Consider the following 18,534-nt stretch of genomic DNA (forward strand, 5'->3'; position numbering starts at 1 on the left):
AGTTTTACTTTTGGTAGACCGAAAAATAGTCGGACAGTTTACGGTATCGGTTTCGTCGAGTCGAGATATCGGATTCATGTTCGGTAATTCAGTTTCATTTCGGGCGCGAAACCCGTAGATACGCCCCGAAATCGCGGTACAGGCGTGCGATGGATTCAAGGAGTACCCGTCCGTGTTTCCGTTAATTCGTGCCAACACGTATCGTTGGCACGACATGATTCAACAATGAGTTCAGAACCAGTCTCCCTCGACCTGGACCGCAGGTCGTTCCTGAAGGCGAGCGCGTTGGCCGGCGCGGTTGCCCTCGGGGGCGGCGGCGCGGGACAGGCGCTCGCTCAAAGTGACGGGGAGGTCGACGGAACCGACGATGAGGGCGAACTCACGAAGACGGTCTGTAACTTCTGTGCCGTCGGCTGTGGGTTCCGGGGAGAACGGAAGGGGAACGCCTTCGTCGGGCAGGAGCCCTGGCACGAGAACCCGATAAACAACGGCTCGCTCTGCTCGAAGGGTGCCGCGATCTACGGCAGCGAGCACTCCGAGCGCCGACTCAAACACCCCCTCGTGAAGGAGGGGGACACGTCGTGGCGCAAGGTCGGCTGGAACGAGGCGCTCGACAAGGTCGCCGGCGAGATCGAGGAGATCCGGCAGGAGCACGGCCCCGACTCGGTGATGTGGATGGGGTCGGCCCACTTCTGCAACGAGGAGTCCTACGCGTTCCGGAAGCTCTCGAGCATCTTCGGAACCAACAACTGCGACCACCAGGCCCGGATCTGCCACTCCACCACCGTCGCCGGCCTCGCGAACACGTGGGGGTACGGGGCGATGACCAACACGATCAACGACTACCGCAACTTCGATCTCAACATCATCATCGGCCAGAACCCGGCCGAGGCCCACCCGATCGCGATGCAGCACATCCTCGAGGGCCAGAAGCGCGGCGGCACCATCGCCACCGTCGACCCGCGGTTCACAAAGACCGCGGCGAAAGGCGACTACTACTACCGGATGCGGCCCGGCACCGACGTCGCCCTGATGATGGGGCTGATGAAGTATCTCCGGGACGAGCAGAACCTCGACCGGGAGATGCTCGAGGAGCGGGTCATGGGCTGGCCCGACGTCGAGTCCGAACTCGACCAGTACGACCTCGAGACCGTCGAGGACATCACCTGGGTGAGCCAGGAGCAGATCCAGGAACTCGGCGATCTGATCGCCGAGAACGCGCCGAACGTCCAGATCGAGTGGGCGATGGGCGGCACCCAGCACAACAACGGGACCCAGAACATCCGCTCGTACGCGCTCACCTCGCTGGCCTCCGGGAGCGCCGCCCGATCCGGCGGCGGCCTGCAGGTCATGCGTGGCCACGCGAACGTCCAGGGGGCGACCGACCTCGCGGTCGCGAGCCACATCCTGCCGGGCTACTACGCGGTCGGCTCGCCCGGCTCCTGGCGCTACTGGAGCGAAGTGTGGTCGGAGAGCCCGTACACGAGCGGCGATATTTCCTTCGAGGAACTGTACGACCGCTACGACCTGATGCCGGAGGAGAAGTACACCCGGCAGTCGGGCGAGGGGGAAGTCGACGAGACGTTCCCGAACGACCGCTCGATGATGTTCCAGAAGGGGATGACCGTCGCCCGCTGGTTCGACGGCGGGCTCCCCCAGGAGGAGCGGCTCAACGAGACGCCGCTGTACCAGCCTGACGAGCTGAAAGCCGTCGTCATCTGGGGGCACTCCATCAACTCCATCTCGGAGATGCAGAAGATGAAGGACGCGATGGACCGGCTGGATCTGGTCGTCGTCGTCGACGTGTTCCCCTCCGTGGCGTCGGTGCTGTCGGATCAGGACAACGTCGTGATCCTCTCGGCGGCCTCGCAGTACGAGCACCACCGCTCGCTCACCAACTCCCACCGCTCGGTGCAGTGGTCCGAGCCGGTGCGGCCGCCCTCGCACAACACGAAGCCGGACCTCGAGATCATGCAGGAGCTCGCGGCCCGCTTCGGCTTCGGCGAGCACTTCGACTGGGGTTCGGGTCCCGGCCTCTACAACGGCAAGAGCACCTACGAGGAGGTGCTCCGGGAGGTCAACCTCGGCGTCCGAACGATCGGCTACCAGCAGGACCCACAGCGCCTGCAGGAACAGCAGGAGTACGACTACGCGTTCTCCACGGACAACCTCCGGTGTGAGGAGGAGGGGCTCCCCGTCTCCGGGGAGTTCTGGCAGCTCCCGTGGCCCTGCTGGGGCGAGGGCCACCCCGGGACGCCGATCATCTGGAACGACGACCTCGACCCACGGAACGGCGGGCAGGACTTCCGCGCCCGCTGGGGTGTCCAGGCGCCGACACCCGAGGAGTGGGAGGGGATGAACACGGGCGACAAGGAGTACCCGATGCAGGAGACGTACGACCAGGGCGGCGAGGAAGCCCTGAACCTCCTGCGTGACCCGTACACCCCCGACTGGGAGTCCGACTTCGACGGCGAGGTCAACGGCGTCCCGCAGTACCCCGGGTTCGCGACGACGCTGCCCGAGGACTACTCCAACCCCGATCAGCTCTCGCTCCCGTACGCGTACGCGCTCGACCCGGAGCAGTCCGTCTACGACACGGCGGTCGCGATGAACGAGCGCTACGGGACGGACTTCGACGAGGAGTTCTACCAGCAGTACGACTACGCGCAGCCCGACGCGCCGACGGGGCGTGGCCGCGCACGTGGGGTCACGTGGAACTTCATCGACACCGTCCCGGTCCACCGGGAGCCGGTCGAGAGCCCGCGTCCCGACCTGGTCGAGGAGTGGCCCGCGAACGGCCAGCAGACCAACTTCTACCGGCTCGACCAGAACAACGCGGCGGTCCAGGAGCGTGCGACCGCCGCCGCGAACGATCCGAGCGACGAAGAGGCGTTCAGCACGGTCATGACCACGGGCCGGCAGGTCGAGCACCAGGGTGGCGGGGCGGAGTCCCGCTCCAACGAGTACCTGGCCGACCTCCAGCCCCACATGTACGCCGAGATCCACCCGGAGATGGCCGACGAGATGGGGATCGACGGCGGCGACCTCGTCGTCGTCTCCACGACGGACCGTGGGTCGGTCCTGGTCAAGTCTCGCGTCACACCCCGTCCCGGCTACGGGCCCGAGGAGGAGGAGATCTTCCTTCCGTACCACTGGGGCGGGATCGCGAAGGGCGAGAGCCTGCTCGAGAAGTACCCCGACGGCAACGAGCCGTTCGCCATCGGCGACTCGGCGAACTTCATCACCTCGCGCGGGTACGACGTCGAGACTCAGATGCAGGAGACCAAGGCGGCGCTGGCGAAGGTCCGCCCAGCGACGCAGGAGCTGGTCGACGAGCTCAACATGAACGTCGACCTGGAGACGTTCTCGTTCCCGCAGGACGAGGCGGGCTTCGGCCAGCAGAAGGAGTTCGACACCCGCGACCACAAATCCACTCAGTAAGATGTCCACCAACGAATCAAACACCGAAATAATCGGCCAAGGGGTGATGAGCACCGGTGAGGATACGCGCATCTTCCCCGACGTGGCCGCGTGTATCGACTGTGGCGGCTGTGTAGTCGCCTGTAACCGAACGTGGGACACACCCCGCGACGAACAGCGCATCAGCATCTCGACGATGCTCGAGGGCGAGGAGGGTGCCGAGGGGCTCAACGCGAACCCCAATCAGGCGATGGCCCAGGGCGAGAAACCGGGCGAGACCAGCATCCCGATGCAGTGTTACCACTGCGAGAACGCGCCCTGCGTGTCGGTCTGTCCGGTCGACGCCCTCGTGAAGAAGGACGACGGGTTCGTCGACGTGCGTGACGACGTCTGTATCGGCTGCCAGTACTGCCTCTCGGCCTGCCCGTTCGGCGCCCCGCAGTTCCCGGGCGCGAACGACGGCTCGGCGGAGATATTCGGCACCGGCGGCACGATGGACAAGTGTACGATGTGCCAGGAGCGACAGGACGTCGGCAAGGGGCCGGCGTGTGCCGAGGAGTGTGCGACCGACGCTATCCTCGTGGGCACCTCCGACCAGATCGCGGACGAGCTCGACAAGCGTGACTCCGGAGCGTTCTTCAACGACGAGGCGATGGAGATCGTCTTCGGCGAAGACGACGCGGAGGCGTTCGGCGTATGAGCGACTCGACCGAGGAGGACGACGACGTCAGCAGCTACTCGGGGATCGTCGTCGCGGTCAACGCCGTGATCTCGGTAGCGGTCGCCCTCGGGCTGATCTGGGTCGTCAGCGGGTTCAACATCTTCTACGAGCGCCTGCAGCGCGTCCGGCCGACCGTCGAGGGAGGCGGGGTCGGCACCTCGTTCGCACAGGGCAACGAGATCGGCTGGCTCGTGTTCATGGTCGAAGCGATCCACGCGATCGACGTACTGATGGGACTGTTCATCCTGGTGATGGTGTTCGTCCACTGGGGCGCGTTCCGTCGCCTCGCAGCGCGGATGCGTCAGCCCGGCGAGTCCCGCGTCGCGACGGATGGTGGCTCGCCGGCACGGGGAGCCGGCGAGGACGGCGGTACTGCCGACGACGGAGGTGAGAGCCGATGACGAACCTCGACCACGGGAAGTTCACGCGCATGACGACGGTGTTCCACTCGCTGCTCGCCATGGACGTGTTCTTCCTGTTCTTCACGGGCTATGCCATCATGTTCAACGACGAGCTCTGGTGGATGCTCACCCTGATGGGTGGCTCCGGCTCGGTCGCCGCGCTCCACCGCGTGTTCGGCGTGGGGCTGCTCGCGCTGGTCGTGTTCTGGGTGCTAATGATGGTGACCACGGACACGGGCCGCTCGAACTTCCGTGAAGTGCTGCCGACGCCGGGCGACGCGAGGGCGTTCCTGCAGGACATCCAGTTCGTGCTGGGCAACGCCGACGAGCGCCACCCCAACGCCCGCCAGTTCGCCGGCGGCACCGCCGACGAGATCCCGCTGCTGAGCTACGTCGGCAAGGGCGTGATCTTCATCTTCGCGTTCGAGCTCACGCTGCTGTCGATCTCCGGGCTGCTCATCTGGAGCAAGACCGGGCTGATGCAGTACTTCGCGACCCAGACCGCGGCGATGGCCTTCGTCGTGTTCCACGGCCTGCTCGGGGTCGTGATGCTGATGGGGGTCATGTTCCACATCTTCGAGCACGGGTTCCACCCCGCGTTCTACCCGGTGGAGACGAAGGCGTTCATCCCGCGCTCGATGATCCCCGAGGAGCACAGCGACGACGACGATGACGACGACGGCACCGGCATCGAGCGCCTCCAGCTCTCCCCGGGCTGGGCGAGCGCGTCGAACCTCGCCGGCGCCGCAACGGTGATCGGGATCGTCAGCGTGCTGACCGCCAGCATCTTCGACACCGGCTACCCGGTGTCGCTCGAACTGCTGGTCGGCGGCGGCCCGACGAACCTGCTGCTGACCGTCGGCGTCAACATCGGCGTGCTCGTGCTGTTCCTCGGCATGGTGCTGTCGGTGTACGGTAACCTCGTGCGCATCCGCTGGGAGCAGCAGATGGCCGAGCAGGAGGCCGAGAGCGCCGACGCCGAAGCCGCGGACTGACGCCGCAGCTACCTTTCTTCGCTTTTTCGAACGGACAGTGACAGCCGTCGCTCGCGCGCGAGCGTCAAGGGACGGCGTTAGGAGACCAGCTCCGCGCTCTCCGTCGACAGTTCGACGGTCACGTCCTCGGTGGCGTGCTGCTGGATCTGGTCGATGTTCCGGGTGAGCACTTCGAGCACGTCCTCGGGTTCGGGGTAGACGAGCATGTTGCCGTCGTCGTCCTCCATCACCAGCTGCGTGTCCGAGAGCTGGATCTGGCCGTCCTCGATCGAGGCGACGATCGCCGGCAGCGCCTCCGAGCCGCCGGGCTCGCCCTCGACCACCTTGTTGATGTAGAGGGTGTCCATCCCGATCAGGTCCTTGTACTCCCGGACCCGTTCGGCACAGCTGACCATGTCACGGGTCACCGCGGTCTTCTCCGCGTTCCCGTGCTCACCCTCGTAGCAGTGTTTGCAGACCCGCAGTTCCATCCGCATACCCCGCCGTCGGGGATGGGGTCGGATATAGCTGTCCACCTCGGCCGAGCGGCTCGATGCAATTCGGCTCGCGTGAGCAGGGGGGCGGAGTGGCTAGCGTCCACCGGCATCGAAAAATATTCTCTGAGAGCCAGAACTAAAACATAGCGTGGCAAGTAGATACCTATGGATAGACGGTCGTATCTCGCCGCAGCCGGACTGGTACTCGCCGGGTGTTCCGGGACGCCAACGGATACCGCGACGCAGTCACCAACCGAAACCGCGATGTCGACCATGACCGCGACGGCGACTGACACGGCCACCCCAACTGACACAGAAACACCAAGCCCCACTTCAGAACCGACGCCGACGGCAACACCCGAACCCTCAGAAGTCGAACTTCAACTGCGGGCAGCAATCGAGGATCTTGACGCCGCTTTGGACGCGTTCGATCCTCTGAACGGGACGATCCTTGACGTCACGGCCACGTCTGTCCCGTTCTCCCAGCAAGAGGTCCGAAATGCCCTCAACCCCGCACAGGACCACCTCGATACCGCAGCGGACGAAATGACTGCGGAAACTCCCGACGAACTCCGAACCCAGCACCAACGCCTCACCGGTGTTCACTGGTACCTCTGGTGGGCGGCACCGGCACAAGTCGAAATCAAGAGCGCAGCAGAAGATCTGCTCACGATCGAGACGGCAGCCTATGCGGGAGCCGATCTCGAGATGGAGCAGTCGGCCGGACTTTTCGAGGACGATATCGACACAGTACAGACGAATCTGGAGAAACTTCGGCGTGACTCAGACCCCGAAGACGCGACTGCTCCAACTGAACTAACGGAGGAGCTCTACCGAGAGAAGCTGAATCAGTTCGAGGCCGAGATCGTCGATATGGAGGAGTTGGTCTCGTTTTTCAAGGAATTCCTCGAGATCGTAACCGATGTCGAGACGGCGATCGAAGACTACGAGGATCGAGCCTACGAGGAGGCTTCCTCGGGGTTCTACAGCGCCAGTTCGTCGTTCGAGACCCAAGCAGAGTCCCTCAACTCGGATGACTACCGGGACGAATTCAGCAGGATGATCGAGCGTACCATATGTGTCGCGGAGGCGATGGCCCAGGGCTGCAGCGAACTTGATGTCGCGGCGACGGCCGGGATGAACGGGAATGAATCGAAACAGGAGACGGCACGGGAAAACGCGAAGCGAGAGTTCGAGCAGTGCGATCTCGTGTTCGAACACATGGGGTTCCTCGCCGAATTCTTTGACGCCGATTCCCGCTCCTCGTTGGCAGGCGTCCTCGGAAAATTCAGCGCCTTACTGGGCAGTTAGGTACGCCATCCACTACCCCCGATAGCGCTGGCGTACTACAGAGGTTGAGGGATATTGAGATAGGAACATCATTCGCGAGCATCCCAACGAGATAGTCCACGCAGATGGAGCTGAATACCGAGCTTCATAAACTGAATCGGTATTGCTTCTCGCTCAAAAATATCTACTCTATCTCGCTCCAATATTCGTTGAACCAGGCAATTTGTAGCATAAAGCACCAGAAGATCGCTCCACCTCACTCTTTATCCTTATCTGAACACTGCTAACGGCTCGGACCGGGAAGTTATAGTGGCGGCGTTCGAACCGGGTGGTATGGCAAGTGAGCTGGTCAACATGGCGTACGCGTGGGCGGGCGTCGTCGTCGCGGTCGGCGGCGTGTTCGGAACGATGTTCCTGACTGACTCGCCGGGCGACGACGGTAGCACGACGTCCGGCGTGACGGCGATCGCGGTCTCGCTGTTCGTGATCGCGCTAGTGGCGTCGGTGACGCTGTAAGCCGGCGTCGCGACCGTTGACGGGGGATCGGGAGCGACTGCGGTAGCTCGGGCGAAGCGCAGTTCTCACGAGTTCTCCACGTTCTCCAGGGGCCGTGACGTCAAGCAACGGGGACGGATCGCTGGCGGCCGAGAAGCCGGACAGCTACCGCTGGCAGTTCCAGCGACGGTCGGCGAGCCGATCGAGCAGGTCGCGGACGTCGTCCTCCCCCGCGTCGACGGTGGTGCGCTCCTCGTGCGCACCCACGGTCGTCACTGTCGCAGTCACCGACTCCGGTCCCTGTCGCTCGAGGAGCCAGGCGTACGTCGCCGCCTGGAGTTCGTAGCGCTCCCGGAGCTCGGGCTCGGGCGGGCGCAGCCCGACTTTGAGTTCGTCGACGTGCCACTCGCTGTCGGCGGCAACCGAGACGACGTCCGCCCGGCCGCCGATTTCGACGGCCAGTCCCTCGACACGAACCACGGCGTCCAGCGGCTCCTCAACGTGGCGCCGCTCGCTTGCCGCCAGCCGTTCGTAGCTCTCCGTGCCCGCCAGCTGCGGGCAGAGCGTTCCCTCGACGTAGCGGCGCAACTGCTCGCGCTCGTCGGGCGCGACACCGCGGGCGTGATCGTCGATCGCCCGATCCAGCGCTACGGGGAGCGGACCGCCACAATCACGGAGCGTGTCGGCGTCGACGCCCGCCGAGAGTGCGGTCGCGAACACGTCGTGGGCCACGTCGCCAACGACCTCCGGCCCCATCGTCTCGAACGGCAGCGGCACCGTGACGCCGTCCTGCTCGGCGTGGAGCGGCTGGCCGCTGAGGTGGGCGAGCACGCCCTCCTCCGGCGCCGCGGAGAGTTCGTACACCGTACTCGGGTTGATGAAACGCGGCGTCCAGCCACGTTCGGGAAGTGGGTCCGGGCGGTCCGTCCCGTCGGCGGCCGACTCTTCCGCCGTCGACGTCGGGTTCTCACCGTCCGCGCGATGGACGGCGACAGTCAGCGGGTCGTGGTCGCCGGGCGTCTCGACGGTGTACTCGCCCTCGCGGTCGGCGTCGAACGAGAGCGTCTCCCGGAGGGTGTCGACCCAGCGGTCCCGCGGCGTCGGCGCGGAACGCCGGCCGGGGAGCGGGAGCACGAGGTGGTCCCGCGCCCGCGAGAGCGCGACGTACAGCAGGCGCCAGCGCTCGGCGCGCGCGGCCGCGACCGGCGCTCGGAGCGGCGGCGGGCCGGCGAGCCGTGGCGGATCACCGTCGACCCACGCCTCGCTCGCCCAGCGCAGGCCCGCGCTGCCGTCGCCGGGGGAGGCGTCGGGGTCGTACGGGCCGCCGGCGAGCACCGTCCCGCCGAGGTCGGGGGAGTCGTCGCCGACCGCCGGCTCCGGCGGCGCGAGCGCGACGTGGCGCCCGTGCGCGACGAACCGGTCGAGGTAGGCGCCGTAGCGACCCAGCCCGGTGCCGAGGTCCGCCACCGCGACTACGTCGTCCTCGTCGCCTTTCGCGCCGTGGATCGTGCGGAAGGTCACGTCGGCCTCGGCGGCGGTCGGGAGGCTCGGCCCGCTCTTGGGGTTCCGGCGCGCGTGATCCAGCGCCGTCGCGAGTTCGGCCAGCGAGTACGTCCGGTCGCCCTCCCAGTCGGCGACGACGCCGACCAGTCGGTCGAGGACGGCCTCGTCGTCAGCGGCGGTCGCGCTCTGGTCGAGCGGGTCCTCGGCCAGCGAGAGCGTCTCGATCACGTCGCCCACCACGTCCGCGCCCGCCATCGCGAGGTGGTCGGCACGCCGGTTCGCGAGGTCGGCGAGTCCGTCGACGACCGCTCCCTTCGTCCCCCGCATCGACTCGGACTCGGCGACGCTCCCGATCGACCAGTCCGAGCGCATGAGTCGGTCGACCAGCCCGTCGATCGGCAGGTCGTCGTCGTTGACCAGTCTGAGGGTCGCTTCCTGCGTCGTGGGTGCGCGGAGCCAGTCGACCACCGCACTGACCGCGCCCACGAGCGGGTGGCCGAACAGCGCGCGGCTGGCGTCCCGCACCGAGAGACCGGCGTCGGCGAACGCGTCGACGTACGTGTCCATGTGCGTTCGGCGGTGGAACAACACCGTCACGCCCGGATCTTCACCGTCATCGCGGTCGAACCGTCCCGATTCGAGCCCCGTCGCGATGCAGTCGGCGAGGGCCTCGGCCTCGCCCAGCCCCTCCTCGGGGTCGACCCATGTCGGCGATCCGGGACGGCCGTGCTCGGCGAAGGCGGCGACGTGGACGTTCGGGTCGGATGTCGGCTCGCGGACGGCGGAGAGGTGGTCGTACCCTTCGATCTCCTGGCCGGACGCCGCTGCCGCGTCAGCAGCTCCCCGGGTGGAGTCCGTGAACACCGGGTCGAACACGGTGTCGATCGCCGCGGCGATCGACGGACGGAAGCGGTAGGATCTGGTCGCAGTCCGCCGTTCGTGGGGCTCCCAGTCGACGCCGAAGTATCGACCTTCCGTCGCGGCCTGGTCGAACAGGCTCGGCTGGGCGTTTCGCCAGGCGTAGATACACTGCTCGCGGTCGCCCACCAGCAGGACCCGCGTGTCGGCGTCGACCAACGGCGCGAGCGCGTCGTGCTGGGCGCGGGAGACGTCCTGTGCCTCGTCGACGATCACCGTCGAGAGCCGGTCGGTCCAGCGCTCTCGCAGGCGCTCCCGGAACGCGCTCTCGTAGTCGGCGGCCTCGAAGAACGTCGCGACCCAGTGGGCGACGTCGACGTGGGCGACCACGCCGGCCGCCCGGCACGCTTCGTCGTAGGCGTCGAGGTAGGCGGGCAGCACCGTACAGAGCGCGTCGATTGCCGCGAACCAGCGGTCGTGGCAGTCGGCGTCCGCATCGACGACCGCGTCCGACCCTTCCCCCTCCAGTTCCCGTTCGACTGCTTCGCGCTCCTCGGCACCGAAGAAGCGCTCGGCGTCACGCAGGACGTCTTCCAGTGACTCGGGCGGACCGTCGGGGTACGTTCCTTCGGCTACGGCTTCCAGCCGATCGCGGAGCTCCGGAACCGAGAGCCGACGCTCCCGGCAGGCGCCCCGCGCCGCAGCCAACAGGTCGGCCGTGTCGGCGTCGTAGCGCCCGCCGGGGTAGGCGTCGTCGAGCGTCGCGAGCGGCTCCGCCAGCGACGTATCGCTCCGAACCACGTCGAGCGCATCACCGTGAACACCCGCGAGCGCGGCACTATCCCCGACTTCCGGCACCTCGTCGAACCCGACCTCGCCCGCGACGGCGTCGAACACCGCCCCGAGCACGCTGTCGATGGTGCCGACGCGGTCGCTCCCGCGGAGCGCGGTCCCCAGTTCCGCCGCCGTCTCGGCGTCCAGGTCCACCGGCGCCTCGGGGTCGTCGGCGAGCCCTCGGAGCGCGCGTTCGACGCCGGGGAGGATGCTCGCCGCATCGTCCCGGGAGAACGAGGTGAGACAGAGCGTCTCCGCGGGGCTGTCGACCCCCGCCTGCGCCTTGCGTGCGAGGTCCTCCGCGGCGATACTGTCGGCGGTGACGGATTTACCCGATCCCGGTCCGCAGTCGAGCACGAACAGTCCCGAGTCCGCCGCGAAGAACGCGTCGCGGATCTCGGCCTGAGCGTCTTCGAGCCGCCGGTAGCCGTTCCCGTCGTCGGCCGACTCCTTATCAGTCATGGCGAACCACCCCCGTCGGCGGCGAGGGCGTCCGGGAGCGTTCCCGCCGTGAGGAGCGACTGCACCGCCCCGTCGTCGACGTGCTGAGTCGACACGTCCGCGAGCAGGGGCGAGCGCTCGCGTGCAGTGCCCTCGCGGTCCCGGCGGTACCGCGTACAGCAGAGCGTCTCGGTCGCGGCGCCGAGGCCGCTCGCGAGGTGGTCGGCCTCGCGGGCGACGGTCCATCGGCCGGGGACCGCCAGCCGACGAGCGGCAGCGCTGTCGCCCGCGACGACCGACTGCCGGAGCGCTTCGGGAAACACGCTCTCGGCCCGACGCGGCCAGACGCCGTCGACCAGCCCCACGGCGACGACGTGGGGTGCCTCCCTGAACCACGCGTCCGTCGCGTCGATCACGTCGACCGTCGCGGCGTTGGCGTGTTCGCGCCGGCCGGGGCGCGTTGTCACCACCCGCTCCGCGAGATCGGCGACGGCCAGCCACGACCGCGGCACGTCGCCGGTGTCGAGCCACTCGCGGTACTTCGCTCGCGTGTCGGTCAGGAGCTCCTCGATCCGACTGAGCGCGCGGGCGTACCGCGATGTCCGGCCGAGGCCGGCGTCGTCGTCCGCGAACACGGCCGGCAGCGCGACGTCGCGGCCGGCAGCGACCAGCGGCTCGAACGTCCCGTGGATCGCGGCGGGGTCAGGTGTTCCCGGCTGTTCACGGGCCCAGTCGAGGAACTGTCCGAGTGATCGCACAGGACCTCGATCGATCTCGCCGGCGTCGACGGCGGCAGAAAGCTGCTCGGCCCAGCCGTCGAGCGAGCGCTCCACCGCCGGGTCCTCGGCGAGCGCCGTCCGCAGATCACCGATCCGGCCAGTGGACAGCGGCCACGCTGGCGCGTCGGTATCCTCCTCAGCGAGCGCCGGCGGCACCCAGTGGAACTCCAGCGGTTCGAGCAGCCGTTCCAGTTCGAGTTCGTCGGCGGCGAGAACGGCACAGGTCGCCGCGAACTGGCGGTACGGGATCGTCCGCTCGACGGGGAGCTGTGCCCAGACCGCGAGCTTCACACCCTGTCGCTCCATCGCCCGCCGGAGCGGGCGTTCGTACTCGGCGGCGTCGCGGGCAACCACCAGCACGTCGCTCGGCGACACGCCGTTCCGGCGGTGGGCGGCGACGACCGCGGCCGCGAGCCGCGCCTCCGCCTCGGGCGTGTCCGCGACGAGTTCCGTGGCAGCGAGGTCGGGAGTGACCGACGCGTTCCTGTCGTCGACTGCGAGGCTGGCGCCGTTCCGGAGTCGGTCGACGATCGCTGGCCCCGTCCCCGGCCGGAGCGAGAGTGTCACGTCGACACCGGCGTTCGCTGCGGCCTCAAGCAGCGAGAGCAGCGGGGCGTCGACCGCACTCACGCCGGCCACGGAGAGCCGTTCGGCCGTCGGGAACGCCTCGGTCCAGAGATCCGGGCGCTCCCGGAGTGCGTCGGCTGCGGCCGGTAGCAGCGTCTCGCGGGAGTGGACGGGACCGACGCGGTCGGCCAGCCCTTGCTCCAGCGCGCGGGCGCCGGCGAGGAGGTCGGTCGTGTCCCGTGCGGCGACAGCGGGGAGTTCGTTGGCGACCGTCGACAGCGCGTTCAGGCGCTGCTCGTCCCAGGCAGTCATCTCGGCGACGCGGTCGTGCGCCGCGGCGATCGTCTCGACGCGGGCAGTCAGGTCGCTCCCGACTGCGGCGCGCAGGCGCTCGTTCGCCTCGGTGTCCCGGGCGAGCAGTTCTTCGAGGTGTTTGAGTCGGTCGATCCGGTCGATCGTCCCGTTCGGCGCGTCGTCGGTATCCAAGAGTCGAGCCGCGATCGCGGTCGCGTCGGTGAGCCAGAGGCTGCTTCGCGGCGTGGCTCGCTCGGCGAGCCGTCGCTTCAGGTTCCGGCGGTGGAGTCGCTCCGGCGTGACGACGAACTCGGTCGGCTCGGGGGCACGATCCGCCCGATCGAGCAGTTCGTCGGGGCGATCGACGACTGCCCGGATCGAGCCCGGGTCGGTGGTCTCAGTCATACGGGGGAGATATTTCCGACGTGGCTCCCGACTGGTAAGTATCCGTGGGACGGCAGCGCGGCGGGGCGGGAGTGGCGGCAACCCTCGCCGGAATCCCGCGGCGTATCGCCCATCGGCCTCCCGCTCTGCCATGGACGTCACGCTACTGAGCACGGGCGGCACCATCGCCAGCACGGACGGCGACGGCGGCAAGACGCCGTCGAAGGCAGGTGAGGAACTGGTCGACGCTGTCCCGGAACTCGCCGACCTGGCGTCGTTCACCGTCGAGCGAGTCGCGAGCGTCTCCGGGTTCGACGTGACGTGGGACCGGGCAGCGGCGATCCGGCGTGCCGCCGAGCGGGCGGCCGAGGAGTCCGACGGGATCGTCGTCACCCACGGCACCGACACGATGGCGGAGTCGGCGTACCTGCTCGATCTGACGACGGCGCTCGGGGTTCCGGTCGCGTTCACGGGCGCCCAGCGACCGTTCGACGAGGTGGGGACCGACGGCCCGCCGAACCTGCTCGCGGCGGCCCGAACCGTCACCCACGAGCGCGCCAAGTCGGGTACGTACCTCGTCTTCGACGACGAGATCCACGCCGCCCGCGACGTGGTGAAATCCCACACCAGCGCGCTGTCGACGTTCCGCTCGCCCGAGCGCGGCCCCGTCGGCGAGTTCACGCCGGCCGGGATTCGGCTGTTCCGGGAACCGCGGAGCTACGCGGACGCTGCGCCAGGGGTCGGTGAAGTCGGAGCGGAGATCCCGATCCTGACCTCCGGACTGGGCGTGAACGGCGACACGCTCCGTCGTGTGGTCGGTGACCCGGCCGATCCCGCGGTCGACGCGGTCGTCGTCGCCGGAACGGGACTCGGAAACACCACCGGATCGCTCTGTGAAGCGATCGAGGAGGTCCGGGCCGCCGGGATCCCGGTCGCGATCGCATCCCGGTGTCATGAGGGCGCGACCGCGCCGCTGTACGGCGGCCCGGGCGGCGCGACGACGCTCGACGATCTGGGGGTGCTCTGGGCGGGCGATCTCCCGGCGTGGAAGGCACGGATCAAACTCGCGGTCGCGCTGGCGGTCGGCGGCGACGGCGCCGACGAGGCGTTCTTCGAACGCGGGCTCCGCGAACCCGGACGGTGAGTCGGCGTGGGCGATTTACCCGTGGGGCGCCAACGCCGACCGTGACCGAGACGACTGCGGATCGGCTACTGCTCTCGTTCGAACCCGGCGACGATGCCACCGCGGCCGCGCTCGACACGGACCGCTACCGGCAGTACCTCCGACGAGCGCACGCCGGCCCGGTCTCGGTCGGCGACGAGTGGGCGGAGTTCGTGAGCCGTGGCTGCGGGTCGACGCGGGACGTGCGGTTGCGAGTGGAGTCGGTCGACGGTGGGGAAGAAGTCGGTGAGGGGACGGCGTTCGCGTTCCGGCGCTCCGACTAGGCCTCGGGCGCGGCGTCGACGGTCGGCACCTCGACGCTATCGAGCACGTCCCCGATCACGGTCGCCTTGTCGACGCCGTCGACCTGCGCCTCCGGCGTGAGCACGAGTCGGTGGGCCAGCGCCTGCTCGGCGACAGCCTTGACGTCGTCGGGGATGAGGAACTCCCGGGATCGCAGGGTGGCGTGGGCGCGGCTGATCTCGAACAGTCGCTGGGTCCCGCGCGGGGAGACGCCGACCTCGACGCGGCGGTCCTCGCGGGTCGCTCTGGCGACGTCGGCGACGTAGTCCAGCAGGTCGGGGTCGGCGTGGACCTCCTCGGGCACGTGCTGGAGCGTCTCGACCATCCCGTCGTCGAGCACGCGCTCGACGGAGGGGACCTGCTCGGTACGGCCCGCGCGCCGGCGGAGCAGTTCGATCTCGCCGTCGCGTTCGGGGTAGCCCATCGCGTCCTTCACCGCGAATCGGTCGATCTGGGCCTCCGGTAGCGGGAACGTCCCCTCGCTCTCGACGGGGTTCTGGGTCGCGATCACGATGAAGGGGTCCGGGAGCTCTCGGGTCTCGCCCTCGACGGTGACTTGGCCCTCCGCCATCGCCTCCAGCAGCGCGGCCTGCGTTTTCGGCGGCGCGCGGTTGATCTCGTCGGCCAGCACCACGTTCGCGAAGATCGGGCCGGGCTGGAACTCGAAGTCGCCCTCGTTCTCGTGGAACACGTTCGTCCCGGTGATGTCCGCCGGCAGGAGGTCCGGCGTGAACTGGATCCGGGAGAACGAGAGGCCGAGCGCTTTCGAGACGCTCTGGGCGGTCAGCGTCTTCCCGGTGCCGGGAACGTCCTCCAGCAGCACGTGCCCGCGGGCGAGCACGCCCACGAGGACCGTTTCGAGGAACTCTCGGCGGACGATAACGGCGCCCTCGATGGCGTCGAGCACTGCCTCACAGCGCTCGCCCGCCTCCGAGGCGGAGGGTGTGTCAGTCGTCATTCACCCGTGGGTAGCCGCGGGGGGGTGAAAGGTTCTGCCCCTCGTGAACGGCCACCGCGGTCACAAGTGGTCAACGATAGAGATAGTGTTGCTGTGCGGATAGCGATCGTCTGCTGTGAGGGCGGGTATCTCGACTACGAACACCGTTGTACTCAGTTCGATCAATCGAAATCCGGTTTACGACCCTCCCGAAACGCGTCGACACCCTCCTCGTGGGCGGGCGTGTCGTACGCCATCGACTGGAGGCTCGCCTCCCGTTTGAGCCCGTCATGCCACGGGGTTCCGAGGTTGTCGTGGATCGCCTCCTTCGCGAGCCCGATGTTCGATGTCGGCTTGCTCTGTAGCGTTTCGAGCAGTTCGTCGACCCGCTGGTCGAGTTCGTCGTCCGGTACCGTCTCGTTCACGAGCTCCATCGCGGACGCCTCGTCGGCGCCGACGAGCTCGCCGGTGAACGCCAGCTCCTTCGTCTTCCGGAGGCCGATCAGGTGCGGGAGGATCGCCGTCGCGCCCATGTCCGGGATCAGCCCGACGTTGACGAACGAGGCGCCGAACCGCGCGGATTCGGCGGCGTAAGCGAGGTCCGAGACTGCGACCAGCGACAGGCCGGCGCCGACGGCGTCGCCGTTCACTTTCGCGACGATCGGGACCCGGGCCGAGAGCGCGTTCTCGGCGACGCGGCCGAACGTCGCCTGGACGCGCTCGTACGCTTCCGCGGTGTTCCAGTCGCGCTCGGCCATCGAGTCGATGTCGCCGCCGGCGCTGAACGCGTCGCCCTCGCCCGTGATCACGGCCGCATCGTGCGTTTCGGGATCGAGGTCGCCGAGCGCGTCCGCCAGTTCGGTGGCGACGTCGGTGGTCATCGCGTTGTACACGTCCGGTCGGTCGAAGGTGATGCGCTTGACTGCGCCGTCGTCGATTCGCATGGGTAGGTCCGGGGGCGGCGGCGTCTTAGTACCCGCCGCTGCGACCGTGGCGCCGGCTCAGGTCTCGATATCGAACACCTGCGAGAACAGCGCGTGCTGCCCGCGACGGAGGCGTTCGAGGAACGCCGACTTACTGATCCCGATCGCGTCGGCGACCTCGCCCGCTGTCGTCCCGCGCGGAACGGTGAAGTAGCCCATCTCGACGGCGGTCCTGATCGCTTCGGTCTGGGCGGGCGTGAGATCCCAGCGCTCGGCGACCGGGCTGTCCTCCTCCGGGCCGAGGGCGTACACGCGCTCCAGTTCGACGCCGACCGTCTCGCCGGCGGTCTCCATCACGGCCTGGAGGATCTCCTGCCCGACGACGGCGCCGGTGAGGACGGCGTCGCCGCGCTGGTAGCGCAGCGACTCGACGACGAATCCCGCGCTCACGAGTTCGTGGACGACGCTGCGCTGGAGCGAGAGACAGCGGTAGCTGTGTCGGTCGTCGACGGCCGCGCGGTAGAGGTAGCGGATACGGTCGTCGGCGTCGAGCGCGGCGGTGAACGCCTCGTTCGGTTCGGAACTGAACCGCAGGAGGACGTTGCCGTCGTCCCGCAACAGCGGCGGCGCCACGTCGACGACCGCGTCGGCGGCGCGGGAGGCGTCCGCGAGCGGGCAGTCGTCGCCCCTGATGCGGAACTCCGCCATCAGACACTCGTCGATCATCGCCCGAGAGAGACGCCGAGTGTATTTAAAACCCGTCTATGGACTGCCGAACGGGTAAGGCCGATCGTCGGCAACGGTCGACCATGAACATCGAGGAGGTCAAAGAGCAGGCAGAACCGCGCGCGTTCAGCCCGCGCGACGACCTGCCCCGGGAGTACCGCGAGGCCGCGACGCGGATGCTCGAGTTCCACGCGAACAGCGAGATCATGGGCGCCTACCTGGAGCGCCCGTTCATCCGCAAGGCGCCGAGCCTCGAGCGCAAGATGGCGTTCAGCGCAAAGACGCAGGACGAGATCGGCCACGGCCAGATGCTCTACCGGGCCGCCGAGTCGCTGGGGATCAAGACCCGCGACGAGATGCTCGACGATCTCGCCAACGGCGACGGGAAGTTCCTCAACTGCTTCCACTACCCGATGGAGAGCTACGTCGAGACGCCGATGATCGCATTCTTCGTCGACGGTGCGGCGATGCGCCGACAGGCGACGTTGAAGTCCTCGAGCTGGGAGCCGTACGCCCACGCGATGGACAAGATCTGCTTCGAGGAGGGGATGCACGTCAAACACGGCGAGTCGATCCTGCGGGAGCTGATGAGCGGCTCCAAGAAGGAACAGGAGATGACTCAGGAGGCGTTCGAGGAGTGGTGGCCCCGCATCCTGCAGTTCTTCGGGCCGACCGACGACCAGAGCACCCACCACGGGTTCGCCGAGCAGGTGGGGCTGAAGACGAAATCCAACGACGAACTCCGGAACGCGTTCCTCAACGCGTACATGCCCAAGGCGAAGGAGTACGGGCTGGAGATCCCCGACGAGCCGCGCATCCGTGACAACGGCGACGGCACCTACGAGGTTGTCGAGGACGACCTCGACTGGGAGGAGTTCTTCACCGTCTCGAAGAACGAGTACGAGGGGAGCATCGAACAGATCGACAGCCGGGCCCGTGCCCAGGAGGCCGTCCAGTGGGTGCGCGACATGCTCGACGGCCAGTCGACCACCGGGAGCGGCCCCACGCCGCAGGCGGCCGACTGA

Annotated in this window: 15 protein-coding genes; 9 read left to right on the plus strand and 6 right to left on the minus strand. The window is 67.9% G+C overall.

The window, feature by feature from the left end:
• Positions 1–225: 225 nt before the first annotated feature.
• The 4 genes from B4589_RS01065 to B4589_RS01080 are packed head-to-tail and all read left to right on the plus strand — an operon-like array spanning position 226 to position 5,537.
• Positions 226–3,441, plus strand: coding sequence for a formate dehydrogenase subunit alpha (locus B4589_RS01065; protein ID WP_079232516.1), 3,216 nt, complete (start codon positions 226–228; stop codon positions 3,439–3,441).
• Position 3,442: 1 nt separating this feature from the next.
• A complete protein-coding gene (locus B4589_RS01070) occupies positions 3,443–4,120 on the plus strand; it encodes a 4Fe-4S dicluster domain-containing protein (RefSeq protein ID WP_079232517.1) in 678 nt (225 codons plus the stop codon).
• On the plus strand, positions 4,117–4,542 hold the full coding sequence (locus tag B4589_RS01075; protein WP_079232518.1) for a hypothetical protein: 426 nt from the start codon (positions 4,117–4,119) through the stop codon (positions 4,540–4,542). Before B4589_RS01070 ends, B4589_RS01075 begins: the two co-directional genes overlap by 4 nt.
• Positions 4,539–5,537, plus strand: coding sequence for a cytochrome b/b6 domain-containing protein (locus B4589_RS01080; protein ID WP_079232519.1), 999 nt, complete (start codon positions 4,539–4,541; stop codon positions 5,535–5,537). Before B4589_RS01075 ends, B4589_RS01080 begins: the two co-directional genes overlap by 4 nt.
• Before the next feature lie 77 nt (positions 5,538–5,614).
• Here the strand turns inward: B4589_RS01080 and B4589_RS01085 are convergent, their stop codons facing one another.
• Positions 5,615–6,013: a hypothetical protein gene (locus tag B4589_RS01085; RefSeq protein ID WP_079232520.1), complete on the minus strand. Its 399-nt coding sequence runs from the start codon at positions 6,011–6,013 to the stop codon at positions 5,615–5,617.
• Between the two features lie 165 nt (positions 6,014–6,178).
• Between B4589_RS01085 and B4589_RS01090 the strand changes: the two genes are divergently transcribed.
• Positions 6,179–7,324 (plus strand): hypothetical protein, encoded by a 1,146-nt coding sequence (locus B4589_RS01090; RefSeq protein ID WP_143414245.1) that lies wholly within the window; start codon positions 6,179–6,181, stop codon positions 7,322–7,324.
• 312 nt (positions 7,325–7,636) lie between these two features.
• A complete protein-coding gene (locus B4589_RS01095; RefSeq protein ID WP_079232522.1) occupies positions 7,637–7,819 on the plus strand; it encodes a hypothetical protein in 183 nt (60 codons plus the stop codon).
• Positions 7,820–7,963: 144 nt separating this feature from the next.
• Here the strand turns inward: B4589_RS01095 and B4589_RS01100 are convergent, their stop codons facing one another.
• Positions 7,964–11,455, minus strand: coding sequence for a UvrD-helicase domain-containing protein (locus tag B4589_RS01100; RefSeq protein WP_079232523.1), 3,492 nt, complete (start codon positions 11,453–11,455; stop codon positions 7,964–7,966).
• Positions 11,452–13,479 carry a hypothetical protein gene (locus B4589_RS01105; protein ID WP_079232524.1) on the minus strand — a complete coding sequence of 676 codons (2,028 nt, stop codon included), beginning with the start codon at positions 13,477–13,479 and terminating at the stop codon, positions 11,452–11,454. The genes B4589_RS01100 and B4589_RS01105 overlap by 4 nt, the downstream gene beginning before the upstream one ends.
• 130 nt (positions 13,480–13,609) lie before the next feature.
• On the opposite strand from B4589_RS01105, the gene B4589_RS01110 reads away from it, so the two are divergent.
• The gene (locus B4589_RS01110) at positions 13,610–14,602 is read left to right on the plus strand and encodes an asparaginase (RefSeq protein WP_079232525.1); all 993 of its coding nucleotides are present in this window, start codon (positions 13,610–13,612) and stop codon (positions 14,600–14,602) included.
• Positions 14,603–14,643: 41 nt separating this feature from the next.
• Complete coding sequence (locus B4589_RS01115; RefSeq protein WP_079232526.1) at positions 14,644–14,904, plus strand: hypothetical protein; 261 nt, start codon at positions 14,644–14,646, stop codon at positions 14,902–14,904.
• Here B4589_RS01115 and B4589_RS01120 read toward each other — a convergent pair.
• The 3 genes from B4589_RS01120 to B4589_RS01130 form a co-directional block, all read right to left on the minus strand.
• Entirely contained in the window at positions 14,901–15,881 is a 981-nt protein-coding gene (locus tag B4589_RS01120) for a MoxR family ATPase (RefSeq protein ID WP_079232527.1), read from the minus strand. The two genes, B4589_RS01115 and B4589_RS01120, sit on opposite strands and share 4 nt — an antisense overlap.
• Before the next feature lie 161 nt (positions 15,882–16,042).
• On the minus strand, positions 16,043–16,804 hold the full coding sequence (locus tag B4589_RS01125) for an enoyl-CoA hydratase/isomerase family protein (RefSeq protein ID WP_079232528.1): 762 nt from the start codon (positions 16,802–16,804) through the stop codon (positions 16,043–16,045).
• A gap of 57 nt (positions 16,805–16,861) precedes the next feature.
• A complete protein-coding gene (locus B4589_RS01130) occupies positions 16,862–17,509 on the minus strand; it encodes a helix-turn-helix domain-containing protein (protein ID WP_079232529.1) in 648 nt (215 codons plus the stop codon).
• Positions 17,510–17,592: 83 nt separating this feature from the next.
• On the opposite strand from B4589_RS01130, the gene B4589_RS01135 reads away from it, so the two are divergent.
• Positions 17,593–18,534, plus strand: a complete 942-nt coding sequence (locus B4589_RS01135) for a Phenylacetic acid catabolic protein (RefSeq protein WP_079232530.1) — start codon at positions 17,593–17,595, stop codon at positions 18,532–18,534.

Origin of the sequence: Halolamina sp. CBA1230 (assembly GCF_002025255.2) — an archaeon.
Taxonomy (GTDB): Archaea; Halobacteriota; Halobacteria; order Halobacteriales; family Haloferacaceae; genus Halolamina.

Excerpts from the sequence above, each read along its gene's own strand:
- B4589_RS01085 (WP_079232520.1), bottom strand. The coding sequence starts at position 6,013 with ATGCGGATGGAACTGCGGGTCTGCAAACACTGCTACGAGGGTGAGCAC.
- B4589_RS01095 (WP_079232522.1), top strand. The coding sequence starts at position 7,637 with ATGGCAAGTGAGCTGGTCAACATGGCGTACGCGTGGGCGGGCGTCGTC.
- B4589_RS01065 (WP_079232516.1), top strand. The coding sequence starts at position 226 with ATGAGTTCAGAACCAGTCTCCCTCGACCTGGACCGCAGGTCGTTCCTG.
- B4589_RS01105 (WP_079232524.1), bottom strand. The coding sequence starts at position 13,479 with ATGACTGAGACCACCGACCCGGGCTCGATCCGGGCAGTCGTCGATCGC.
- B4589_RS01120 (WP_079232527.1), bottom strand. The coding sequence starts at position 15,881 with ATGACGACTGACACACCCTCCGCCTCGGAGGCGGGCGAGCGCTGTGAG.
- B4589_RS01110 (WP_079232525.1), top strand. The coding sequence starts at position 13,610 with ATGGACGTCACGCTACTGAGCACGGGCGGCACCATCGCCAGCACGGAC.
- B4589_RS01075 (WP_079232518.1), top strand. The coding sequence starts at position 4,117 with ATGAGCGACTCGACCGAGGAGGACGACGACGTCAGCAGCTACTCGGGG.
- B4589_RS01135 (WP_079232530.1), top strand. The coding sequence starts at position 17,593 with ATGAACATCGAGGAGGTCAAAGAGCAGGCAGAACCGCGCGCGTTCAGC.
- B4589_RS01070 (WP_079232517.1), top strand. The coding sequence starts at position 3,443 with ATGTCCACCAACGAATCAAACACCGAAATAATCGGCCAAGGGGTGATG.
- B4589_RS01080 (WP_079232519.1), top strand. The coding sequence starts at position 4,539 with ATGACGAACCTCGACCACGGGAAGTTCACGCGCATGACGACGGTGTTC.
- B4589_RS01100 (WP_079232523.1), bottom strand. The coding sequence starts at position 11,455 with ATGACTGATAAGGAGTCGGCCGACGACGGGAACGGCTACCGGCGGCTC.
- B4589_RS01090 (WP_143414245.1), top strand. The coding sequence starts at position 6,179 with ATGGATAGACGGTCGTATCTCGCCGCAGCCGGACTGGTACTCGCCGGG.
- B4589_RS01125 (WP_079232528.1), bottom strand. The coding sequence starts at position 16,804 with ATGCGAATCGACGACGGCGCAGTCAAGCGCATCACCTTCGACCGACCG.
- B4589_RS01130 (WP_079232529.1), bottom strand. The coding sequence starts at position 17,509 with ATGATCGACGAGTGTCTGATGGCGGAGTTCCGCATCAGGGGCGACGAC.